Raw genomic sequence first — 11,771 nt, forward strand, 5'->3', positions numbered from 1 at the left:
GATAACGGAGTTCATCGATCTCCTTCAGAGGGGTTCAACTGCATGCCCCGATACGGGCCGAATCTTCCCACTCCTTTCGTTAAGTTAACGCCACCCGCACAGTTAATTCGGCGTCGCCACATTGTGGGAACGCAATGGTCAGCCCACAGTCATCGATAGGCGTGGCCGACGTCAGCGTCGACGACGAGTTCTGGTCGCCGTGGATCGAGCGCAACCGCGAGGTCACTATCGAGTACCAGTACGAGCAACTCGAGGAGTCGGGCACGCTGGAGAATTTCCGACGGGCACGCGATGGCGAGTCCGGCGGGTTCCAAGGGATGTGGTTTCAGGACAGTGACGCCTACAAGTGGCTGGAAGGGGCCAGCTACGAACTCGCCAAGCGAGACGACCCCGATCTGCGCGAACGGGTCAACGAGGTGATTGACTTAGTCGCCGCGGCCCAGCGCGAGGACGGCTACGTTAACACGTACTTCCAGTTGGTCGAACCCGAGAAGAAATGGACGAACCTCCACCTGATGCACGAACTGTATTGTGGAGGCCACCTGATCGAGGCCGCCGTCGCCCACTACCAGGCGACACGCGAGCGGTCGCTGTTGGACATCGCCACCGGATTCGCCGACCACGTCGACGACGTGTTCGGCGACGAGCTAGACGGTGTCCCTGGGCACGAGGAAATTGAACTTGCGTTGATCAGGCTGTATCACGTCACCGGCAAGGAGCGCTACCTAGAGCGTGCCGAGTACTTTGTGGACCTACGGGGTCATAACGACAGGCTCGGCTGGGAGGCCACGCACCTAGACGAGATCGGCGGCCACGCGTATGCGGACCTGCCGGAGGGTCGCGGAGACGACCTCATGGACGTCGCAGGGAATCTCTTCCTTGAGGACAGCGAGTACGACGGCTCCTACGCCCAGGCCCACGAACCCGTCCGTGAGCAGGACACCGTTGAGGGCCACTCTGTCCGGGCGATGTACCTCCTCGCGGCCGTCGCGGACCTCGTCGCAGAGACCGGCGACGAGGCGCTTTGGGCCGCGACCGAGCTCCTCTGGGAGAATATGACGACCAAGCAGATGTACATAACCGGTGGAATCGGCCCGGAACACGCCCATGAGGGGTTCACCGAGGACTACGAGCTGCCCAACGAGACGGCCTACGCCGAGACCTGTGCGGCCATCGGGAGCATCTTTTGGAATCAGAGACTCCTAGAGTATACCGGCGAGGCGAAGTACGCCGACCTCATCGAGGAGACACTCTACAACGGGTTCCTCGCGGGCGTCGGCTTGGACGGGCGACAGTTCTTCTACGTGAACCCGCTGGCGAGTTCTGGCGACCACCACCGGAAGGGCTGGTTCACCTGCGCGTGCTGCCCGCCCAACGCCGCGCGCCTGTTCGCGTCGCTCGGGGCGTACCTCTACTCCGAACGGGACGGCGAACTCTATATCAATCAGTACGTCGGGAGCACCCTCTCGACGACGGTCGGCGGGGTGAACGTCGACCTCGAACAGGAGAGCGCGCTTCCCTGGGACGGCGAGATCACCCTCGAGATTGAGGCTGACGGCACCGTCCCAATCAACCTTCGTATTCCCGACTGGGCCGACGGTGCGACGGTCATCGTCGACGGCGTCCCCGTGAGCGACGGGAACAGGAGTTCGGACGTCGAGCGTAGCGAATCTTCCAGTGGACCGGTTGAATACGGCGGCACCGGGTTCGTCCGCGTCGAGCGTGACTGGGGCGGCGAGACCATCGAGATCCGACTCGACCAGACGGTCGAACTGCTGGCGGCCCACCCCGATGTCGAGGCCGACGCCGGCCGGGTCGCAGTCGCCCGCCCGCCGCTCGTCTACTGCGCTGAGGCGGTTGACAACGATCGCCCGCTCCACCAGTACGCGGTCCCCGAGGGCGCCGACGCGTCGGCCGCCCACCGCGACGACCTGTTGGACGGCGTGACCGTCGTCGAAACAGAGGCCGCGGTCCCCGACTACGACGGGTGGGAGAAACGGCTCTACCGCCCGGTCGAGCAGACGGGAACCGAGTTCGATCGCCTCGAATTCGTGCCCTACTACGCGTGGGACAATCGCGAGGCCGGCGCAATGCAGGTCTGGCACCGCCTCGACCGGCCCTGAGACAGTCCCGCTGGCAGTCCCCGACCGGCCTCAGACGAAGTCCGGGCCCGCGACATCCTCCTTCTCGGCATCCCTCCAGGAGTGTTCGGGCTCCCAGCCCAGCACGCTCGCGGCGTTGACCGTCGAGAACCCAGACTCCTCGCCCGAGAGGGCACACTCCTCGGGGAGGCCGCCGAACCCGGCCTCGATGGCCGCGGCGGTGTCGACGCCAAGGAAGTTGTCCGCGGCGAAGGCGTTGAACACCTCGTGGCCATCGAAGTCTGCCTCTATTGCGGCCCGGGTCAGCGAGACTACGTCCCGGACGTCAACGTATGACCAGAGGTTGCCGAACCGCTCGGCACTCTCAAGGTCGAACATCTCCCGGATGGGGGTGATCTTGTAGCGGCCAGGGTACTGGATCCATGAGGGCCTGATGGAGGCGATAGAGACATCGAAGCGGTTGACGACTCGTTCGGCGGCTGCCTCGCGGGCGAGTTTCGACGTCTCGTAGCCGTTGTACGGTCTGGCAGGGTGGTCGACGTCAACCGGGAGGTAGTCCGGAAGTTCGGGTTTTTTCCAGTGGGTGCCGTAGACCGTCTCGCTGGAGGCCCAGACGACGTCGGCGTCGGCCCGACCGGCGGCTTCCAGAGCGTGGAAGGTGGCGACGGCGTTGTTCTCGAAGACGTGACCGCCAGTGTGGTCGAACTCGTGAGGGATATTGCCGAAGTGGACTACAGCAGTCGGGTCCGCCTCCAACACAAGTTCCAGCGTCGGTCCCTGCTCGGTCAGGTCGACCGAGCGGAAGTCAACACCTTCGACGTCCTGGTCGTCCGGGAGCTCCAGGTCGACGGCGACGACGTCATATTCGCCGCGCAGTTGCTCAGCGATCCAACTGCCCGCGCCACCGAGCGCGCCGGTGACGACGACTGTCTCAGACATACCCAATGGTCAGCCTCGGATACCATAGTTCTTCGTTTCAGTACGTTAACTTAGCAACAGTACCTCATAAAGAGTACTCAGTTTAGTGCTGCTGAATTATGAACTTCTGACATATCTCGGCTGGACCCGACTTTCAGTACCTTATCCATAGTTGTGAATACATTCTCTTCTGATATGTAGGGAAAACTTCTTGAGTGTGTCAGAGGCAGTGTCCCATCATCAGCCAATCACTTCTTCGGCCGGGTGCAGTTATTGAGCGCTTGATTTGGTCGGTTTCGATCGTAATAGTGGGCGAAGGCGGTGAGTCAGCGCTGGGCGCTGCTCGCCGCCCATCCATGTCCTATGAACCCGGTCGATCCGCATCACGAACGTCTGGAACCATTTCTTAATGAGATCCCGAATGACGTAATCCAGGTGACCGCGGAGATCGCACCGTGCAAGGCCGGTCAGGTAGCCCATTCCGTTAACGAGAAACGTCGCTTCCGAGAGGTCGTGTTTCTCGGCCAGGGGTGATCAGCGCAACGGATGAATACGCTCCAAAAGGCTTCGTAGAGTGCTTCTCACAGCAAGGACTTTCGAGTAAGCAAGCGTGTGAGCCACGTTGTGAGCGAGATCGACGCGCGTCTCTCCGATATTCAGGTGTTAGAGTGATCACTCTCGGCCGAGAAACTCGGCCGCTGGCTCCGTTCCCCATTGTGGAGAGAGCCAGATATCCAGCAGAAGTTTCGTTTCCATGTCGTTCGCGGCGTACAACCACTGTCGCTCTGCTCCGATCATTACCGCGGTTTCGTCAACGGCGACCCGCGACGGCTTCGCCGTCCTCGGAACTCTTCTAGTTCTGGTGGGCCGCACGAGAACTCAGGTTTAGTCGTCAGCCTTTGCCACCCCAGTCTTTCTCCGTGCTCTGGGACTTAGCAGGCTTTCATCCCATCAGTGCCACTTAGAAATATCTTATAATTTCTTGATCTGTTGGGCCGATTTGCCTTGCTTCATACCTCGATTTGCTCGCGTGTCTCTTCGAGTAGATTTTGTACCTTTACTGGTTCGCCGGTCTCGCTGCTCTGGATCGCGGCCTCGATGAGTGCCACCGATTGGAGATTGTCAGAAACCTTCGTCGCCATCGGGTCTCCGCCATCAAGCCACTCAACGAACTGCTCGATAAGCCACGTGTTGGCCCACTTATCCTGCTTGTCGAGGGGGATTGATTCGCCGTCGTATTCGTGGGTTCCCCCAATGACAGTCTCCTCCTCCTCATCGTAAGAGTGCCGGCACAGTTCCCGGTCGTTGAGGACGAGGGTCTCGTCGCGACATTCAGCGCGGAGGTAATCGCTGTACCAGCCGTTCAGTGTGACAGCGTTTGTCTTGGCCCCTTCCCACATTGCCCGACTGCCATTCTCGAAGCGCATCTGGACATTCGCCTGGACGTCGCCGTCGTACTCTCCCCACTCAGGTAACCATGTATCCGCATAGATGGTATCACAGCGGCTGTCGACCATATCGGCAATGAAGTCAAGCTGGTGTACCGCTCCTTCAATCATGAGTACGTTGTCCATCTCATGACGGAACGCTCCCCAAGCTCCGTACGAGCGTGCGTTGCAGGTGAATCGGCCAACAATATAATCGATCGGCCCAGGATCGCCGCTTCGTAGATGACGGCGAAGAGTCGTTTTATCCCGGTCGAATCGATGGCTCATTGTCACACCCATCTTCGCTCCAGCCTGATCGACCTTCTCAGCAATTCGGCAGGATGCTTCGAGTGTGTCGGCGATCGGTTTCTCTGAAAGGATATCCAGATCGTGTTTGAGCGCCTCGTCCACAATATTCTCATGAATCCACGGTGGGACGACGACGGTACAGAAGTCGGCCGTGTGGTTAGAAAACGCTTCTGCTACATCCGTATAACACTCGTCAGATGATAGGTCTAAGTGCTCCTTTGCATTCTCGTGGGCATCCTCGTCTACATCAACTGCAGCGACGATTTCAATCAGCCCTTCTTCGATGTTCGGGGGGAGATAATCTGAACACCAGTGTGCACCCTGCCCGCCAGTTCCGACTTGTATAACTCGATGAGGCATCCATTAGTCTCTGAACAAGCGGCAGCGTAAGTTTTTCTGAAGGTGTAGGACTAACAACCGACTAACCGCGTCTTGGTAAGCGTTGCGACGAGCTATTAGAACGAGATAGGGGGTGTCCGGGATTGATCTGGGTCAAATGCGTGGCGTTCGTTAGCTCTCGTCGTCAGGTTCGCCATACATTTCTCGCAGTTTTTCGGTCTCGGGATTCGGTTCATCGTCTATGCGTGGTGGCTCACTACTATTTGTCTTCCACCGGGCGCGGATTCTGGGTACAACCTGCCGTCGTATGTCGACGAGAAAGGAGACGATCCCGTAGATCCAAAAGAAAAACAGAATTGTCCCGATCAAGAAGTACAAGAGGGCACTGTTGATCATTGGTTCTCCCCGGTCACGAAGCGCACCGCTGGATGCTTGATAGTTGTATACACGGGCCGCTGATTAGCGCAAGGTGGATTAGAAGGTGTTCCGATCAAAGCATCCATAGGTGTGTCTTAGAGAAGGGGCAATCAAAAAAGTGTCTTCGGTCGCTATTCCTTGAGTGCACCCTGAGTCAGACCGCTTACGATCTTGTCTTGAGCGAGTGCGACGATAGCCGCCATCGGGATCACCCCAACAAGGCTTGCAGCAGCCATCAAATTGTGCGCTTGTGAGCGTGTCCCTTGGTAACGGAAAATGCCGTGTAGCAGGACACCCCACTCTTGGGGGTTCCCCTCAAGCATGAGGAACGAGAAGAAGAACTCATTATAGACAATAATGAACGTGAGTACGCCTGCCGTTGCAACACCAGGTGCCGACAGCGGCACAATGATCTTGAACAGGGCGCCGATACGAGTCGATCCCTCGATCCGAGCCGCATCTTCTAACCCATCAGGGATTTGCCCGTAGAATGTCGCAAGGATGAAGATTACTAGTGGCATTACCAGTGCACTTAGCGGGAGCGTCACAGCTCCCGGAGTGTTGTATAGCTCGGGGTAACTGATTCCCAAGCCGAACAGATCTATGTTCCCAGTGAATAGCTGAAAAAGCGGGATAAGGAACGCTGCGGGGGGGAAATAAGAGATGACGAGTACGCCAAGCATCAGAGGAGTCCGCCCAGGGAACTCGTAGCGCCCGAATACATACCCGCCAATACTCCCAATCAGTAAAACCACGAAGGTAGTGATCGCTGCAATTATCAGGCTATTCATAATATAGAGGTGGAAGGGGACTTCTTCGAAAATCTGCATATATACCCCGGGATTGAAGCCGTTGGGTGTGAGCGCGTTCATCCCAGCGATATTGCTTTGGGGCGTAAGTGAGAGGATCATTAGCCAATAGAGGGGGAACAGTGAGATTAGTAGAAAGAACCCCACTGCAATGTAGAATAGCACCTGATAAACCGACTGTGGCCGCGACATCATCCGCTGAGCAAACGCCTCAATGACGTTTGACGGCTCTGAGTCGAACGCAACTCGTCCGGTTTTTTTGGCCATCTTAGACCCCTCCGTAATCGAGGTCTCTGAGCTTCCAGAGGTATCCGATCAGCGCGAGGGCGATGACCGCCGCCATGATGAAGGCAATGGTCGCGGCCGACGCGTATCGGTTGGCATTCCATGTCGAGACAACCAAACAGGTCAGCGATGGTAGCGTGTTACAGTTTGTGACCGTCACGATTGCTCCATACACTTTTAACGCCGCGATCGTCCGGAAGAGCAAGGCGATCAACAGTGTCGGTAGTACGAGTGGGAAGGTAATCGTCCAGAACTCCTGGATTTTGGAAGCTCCAGTGACCTTTGCGACGTTGTAGAGGTCGCGGTCGATGCTCTGGAGGCCAGCAAGGATCAATAATGCCATGAAGGCTGACTGCTTCCAGATGTCCGATAGGATGACGACTAAGAGCGAGTCCTGTGAGTTTGCTAGCGGAGCCTGGGAAATAAGTCCGAGATCCGCCAGGGGGCCAGCCGCAAAGCCAACGCCAGGGGTGAAGATGAGGTAGAAGATCATCCCCTGGATGACGATGGGGACCGCCCAGGGCAGGATAATAGCGACCCTAACCCAGCGACGGCCCGTGAACTGCTTATCGAGCACCAATGCCATCCCAAATCCAAGAGCAGTCTCGAATAAGACCGCCACCACAGTGAAGATGAGCGTCACTGATACGGCGCTAGTAAATGGCTCGCTAATGTCAAGGAACGGGCGGGGGAGTAGGGTATTGGCGTTCCCTGTTAGCATTTCAATATAATTCTCTAACCCGGTGAAGTCCCCTGTCGCGCCGCTAGTGGTAATGCTATCGGCGTGTAACGACAACTGAAAGGTGTCGATAAGCGGCCATATTGCCATTGACCCGAGCAACACGAACACGGGGGTCAACATCAAGTAGACAAACTGCGTGTCGCTGAGCCGCTCAATACGATTTAGCAGCGCTAAGTCCGGGCGGAAGGCCCGTCGTGAGGTGCGCCGTTCGCCCGCCATTTCATCCCTCAAAGTCGTTCTCAATGGCCTCCAGGCGGTCGGCGAGCTGGTCCATCTGCTCGGCCGGGTTACCGCCGCTTTGGAGGGCCTCGTTTGCTGACTGTGCGATTGCATCCGACTCCTGGGGCCAGAGGGGCGTTACGGGGCGTGCGATGGAATGTTCGCCTGCATAAGCGAGAGTTTCGACGTAATTCCCCATGATCTCGACGTCCGTTGAGTCTTCTAGGACTTCCGGGACAGGAGGCATCCAACCCGTCAAGCCGAAGTTCTCCTTCTGGAACTCATCGTTTTGCATGGCTTGCAGCATCTCGATGACCGCGTCAATCTTCTCGGAATTGGGATTAACGCCGACGTGCCAGCCACCAAGTGCCGCGATTGAGCCGCCAGTTCCAGAGTATTCTCCCTCGCCTTCAGGGACACCATAGGGCATGGGCATGACACCCTGGTTTTCACCGAGATTGTCTTCAGTCCCGCTGATGGCGATAGAGTAGGGCCAATTGCGTAGCGCTACGGCATTTCCGTTTGTGAACGGTGCGCGTGCCTCTTCGACGTCCCATTGGGCGACTGCTTCGGGTGAAATATTGCCCCCGTAGTCTCCGTTCGTATTGGGAGCGTCAGATCCATGAATAAACGTTCGAGCCATCTCCAGAGACTGCACAACCGGTTCCTCATTGATTGTCACCGGGCGCTCGCCTATATTTTGGTAAAGATTTTCCTCGGGATTCCCAAAGAATGCGCCACCGTGGGAAGTGAGATACTCATTAAACACACAACATGACAACTGCTCCGCAGCGACATGTTGAGTGTTGAAACCGTATTCAACATCAGACTGCTCATAGACATCTTTCAATTCATTTGAAAATTGTTCCCACGACATTGGTTCAGTTGCATATTGTTCCCAATCGTACCCGGCGTCTTGGACTAGATCCCTGCGATATTGGATCGTCGGGAAGTCCGGGTAGATCGGAAACCCGTACAGATCACCGTTGGGTCCTGTCGCAGAATTAACGCTCGCCTCAAAATAATCGTTATGGACTCGGTCAAGGAGGTCTTGCGGAAGCGTTTCCTCCAGATTAAGCAGTTGGTCGCGAACGATAAACGGAATTGTCCACCCGCTGTCAAATATCATGATGTCCGGCGTTGACCGGCCGGCACCGAGCCACTGTCGGTACTGGGACTGCTGGTCATCAGTGGTCTGCCCGACAGTGTTCATCTCAATGGTGATATCCTCGGACATACCATGCTGATGTAGCATAGTATTGACTTCGTCCTGTACGTCTGCCCACTCGTCATGGGCAATCATTTCGACAACCGTCCCGCTCCCACCACCATTACCACCGGTACTATTGCCGTTGCCTCCGTTACTTCCATTACCATTCCCACTCGTGTTCCCGTTCCCACTATTGCTATCGCCTGAACACCCGCTCAAGCCTGTTGCGACTCCTGTTCCAGCAATAGCTCCGATGAAATGACGTCGCTCGATCGATCGCTTATCATCATCATTGTTCTTGGCAGGCATACACAAGCACCCCCTCACGTTCATGATGTAAAGGCTTTTCGCTTGAATGCCGTTTTCGATTAGTTCTGATTATTGAGTCTCCTTTTCAGGTAATGGAGACGGTGCTGCCCTTTCTACATGATGATGCAATAGTGGCCGAAAAACAATCTTTAATTTCTGACGTTGGATAAAGACCTCTCAGGAGGTTTTGTAGGTGTTAATCGGTTACGAACTAGGCTCACCCGCCGGAAATAAAGTCCAAGGTAATATAGATGTGATCGGAAGCCGAACTATATACCCACTAATCGATCTGCTTGTGTCAATCAGTTTGAGGGTGGTCCCCTGCGACCTCCCTTGTGGTGAGGCCATGTGCAATAGCCTCTCCGGATGGAGTTTCGAAGAGATGAATCTTCGATCGGTCGAAGACCACGTCCATTTTTTCGCCTTCCTCAATTTGATAGTCAGGATCGAGGCTCATCAGAAGAGATTCGTCGGAGCCTGCTATGTCATCATCTTCTTGGGCGTCAACCGGAATATCCGCAGCACTCTCTTCGGTGTCAAGATATACGTAAATTTGTTCACCAACCGGTTCGAGCACGTCGACGGTCGTCGAAACTTCTTGTGAGGGGTCTACGATCGCCGAGGATTCACTGACCGGATACACGTCTTCGAGTCTGATTCCCAGGGTGAGCCGGTCAACATCATCGGGAACCTCTACAGATGAAATGTCTACGTTGAAAGAATCAAACCGAAGTCGATCTCCGTTGATCTCTCCCTCGAGAAAGTTCATACTGGGCGAACCGATAAAGCCAGCGACAAATAGATTCGCAGGTTCATTGTAACAAACCAACGGTGGTGCAATCTGCTGGAGCACACCTTGGTTAATGATTGCGATTCGATCGCTCATAGTCATCGCCTCTTCTTGATCGTGCGTGACGTAGATGGTCGTCACGTCTAGTTGACGCTGGAGTCGCTGGAGTTCCGTACGCATGTGGACTCGCAGTTTCGCGTCAAGATTGGCTAGGGGCTCGTCCATCAGGAATACCTCTGGATCGCGGACAATGGCGCGCCCAATGGCAACTCGTTGTCGCTGTCCACCCGAAAGCTCACTAGGCATTCGGTCTAACATTCCCTCGAGCTGGAGGATCTCTGCGGCCTCATCGACCTTTTGGTCGATCTCTTCTTTGGAAATATCCCGAAGGCGAAGACCGTAGCTGATATTGTCGTAAACATCCATATGGGGGAACAAGGCGATGTTTTGGAAGACCATCGCCAATCCGCGGTCCTTAGGAGGAAGATTGGTGACGTCATTATCGTCGATGAAGACTTTTCCTTCCGTCGGCATTGTGAGCCCGCCGATCATCTCAAGGGTCGTTGACTTCCCACAGCCTGATGGGCCAACAAGACAGATGAACTCGCTGTCGTTGATATCGAGGTTCATATCGTCGACTGCGATGACGTCGTCATACTCTTTGGTAACGTTCTGTAAACGAAGGGATCCCATGCGTAGATAGCAATTCTTTTTTGGTATAAATCTTGTTCCCCTGAATCGTAATTATCTATGTATTGTCATACCCGGCGGCTATCTGACAAAGGGGAGTAACGGCTTAAGTCCAGTACGCATCTCCTGGGGACTCGCGGAACGCCGCACGCTGGAGGATGTCGACTGCTTTTTCCAAGCCTTCATTTGGACTTGCAAGGGCGTCCTCATGTTCAATTGAGAGGACGCCATCATACCCAACCATGCGGAGAACGCTAACTAAATCCTTCCAGTGCTCTTCACTGTGGCCATACCCGACTGACCGAAATATCCAGGAGCGCTCGGCTACGTCCGCATACGATTGAGTATCGAGGACACCGTGCGTTCGCACTTGCTCGTCGTATACTTTCGTGTCTTTAGCATGGAAGTGATGGATCGCATTCTCCTCGCCGAGCAGACGAATTGTGTCAGGAATTGAAATTCCTTGCCAATAGAGGTGGGATGGGTCGACGTTTGCACCAATCCGATCATTAGTTGCCTCACGGAGCTTGAGTAGGCCATGAGGCTCGTGAACAAGCATATTTGGGTGCATCTCTACTGCGACGTTGATCTCGTGGTCGTCGGCGAACTCCGCGAGATCAGACCAGTAATCGATAGCGATGTCCCATTGGTACTCAAGTGCTTCCGCATGTTCGGTCGGCCACGGCGCGGTGATCCAGTTCGGGACCTGGGCACTCGGAGACCCGCCTGGGAGTCCAGAAAATCCGACCACTGTATCGACGCCTAACTGACTCGCTAGTTTAATGGCGTTCCTGAGTTGGCGGTTGTCGGCTTCGGCACGCTCGCGATCGGGATGGATTGGATTGTTGTGCGTCGCGAGTGCAGCCAAATCCATGTCGTACCCCGCTAATCCTTCTAGAAGCTTAGCTTGAGCCTCCTCGTCTCCCAGATACTCATCAGTCGACAAGTGGTCATCGCCGACGAACCCACCACAGGCGATCTCAACGGCATCGACACCGATTTCATCAAGATATTTGAGCGCATCTTCCAGTGGCTGGTCGCCAAGAAGGACCGTTAGTACTCCAACTTGCATATATTGCTGTGGCGTTTCGACTATTTAAAACCGGCGTGAGCCGGTAGTGACGGCCTGATGTCTGTGATTTCCACGTCATCAGATAGGCCGTCATCGGGTGAAACGGATGCCAACAACATCAATTCTGTCGAAA

At 55.6% G+C, this 11,771-nt stretch carries 9 protein-coding genes and 1 pseudogene; 1 reads left to right on the forward strand and 9 read right to left on the reverse strand.

From position 1 onward, the window contains the following. The first annotated feature begins 134 nt into the window (after positions 1–134). Positions 135–2,123, forward strand: coding sequence for a glycoside hydrolase family 127 protein (locus tag LCF40_RS20115; RefSeq protein WP_263623783.1), 1,989 nt, complete (start codon positions 135–137; stop codon positions 2,121–2,123). 30 nt (positions 2,124–2,153) lie between these two features. On the opposite strand, the gene LCF40_RS20120 is transcribed toward LCF40_RS20115, so the two are convergent. The 9 genes and pseudogenes from LCF40_RS20120 to LCF40_RS20155 form a co-directional block, all read right to left on the reverse strand. After that, positions 2,154–3,041 carry an NAD-dependent epimerase/dehydratase family protein gene (locus LCF40_RS20120; RefSeq protein WP_224829940.1) on the reverse strand — a complete coding sequence of 296 codons (888 nt, stop codon included), beginning with the start codon at positions 3,039–3,041 and terminating at the stop codon, positions 2,154–2,156. 661 nt (positions 3,042–3,702) lie between these two features. Next, positions 3,703–3,866, reverse strand: a pseudogene (locus LCF40_RS20125) (IS6 family transposase); the annotation flags it as partial. A gap of 164 nt (positions 3,867–4,030) precedes the next feature. Further along, positions 4,031–5,116 (reverse strand): Gfo/Idh/MocA family protein, encoded by a 1,086-nt coding sequence (locus LCF40_RS20130; RefSeq protein ID WP_224829941.1) that lies wholly within the window; start codon positions 5,114–5,116, stop codon positions 4,031–4,033. Between the two features lie 150 nt (positions 5,117–5,266). Beyond that, positions 5,267–5,491: a DUF8005 family protein gene (locus LCF40_RS23990; RefSeq protein WP_465269288.1), complete on the reverse strand. Its 225-nt coding sequence runs from the start codon at positions 5,489–5,491 to the stop codon at positions 5,267–5,269. A gap of 152 nt (positions 5,492–5,643) precedes the next feature. Further along, positions 5,644–6,588 (reverse strand): carbohydrate ABC transporter permease, encoded by a 945-nt coding sequence (locus LCF40_RS20135; protein ID WP_380683953.1) that lies wholly within the window; start codon positions 6,586–6,588, stop codon positions 5,644–5,646. Between the two features lies 1 nt (position 6,589). Continuing rightward, positions 6,590–7,567, reverse strand: coding sequence for a carbohydrate ABC transporter permease (locus LCF40_RS20140; RefSeq protein WP_224829942.1), 978 nt, complete (start codon positions 7,565–7,567; stop codon positions 6,590–6,592). A gap of 1 nt (position 7,568) precedes the next feature. After that, positions 7,569–9,086, reverse strand: a complete 1,518-nt coding sequence (locus LCF40_RS20145) for an extracellular solute-binding protein (protein ID WP_224829943.1) — start codon at positions 9,084–9,086, stop codon at positions 7,569–7,571. A gap of 298 nt (positions 9,087–9,384) precedes the next feature. Further along, entirely contained in the window at positions 9,385–10,569 is a 1,185-nt protein-coding gene (locus LCF40_RS20150; protein ID WP_224829944.1) for an ABC transporter ATP-binding protein, read from the reverse strand. A 103-nt stretch (positions 10,570–10,672) separates the two neighbouring features. After that, complete coding sequence (locus LCF40_RS20155) at positions 10,673–11,638, reverse strand: sugar phosphate isomerase/epimerase family protein (RefSeq protein ID WP_224829945.1); 966 nt, start codon at positions 11,636–11,638, stop codon at positions 10,673–10,675. Between the last annotated feature and the right edge of the window lie 133 nt (positions 11,639–11,771).

The sequence above is a fragment of the Saliphagus infecundisoli genome, assembly GCF_020177375.1.
In the GTDB taxonomy this organism is placed as follows: Archaea; Halobacteriota; Halobacteria; order Halobacteriales; family Natrialbaceae; genus Saliphagus; species Saliphagus infecundisoli.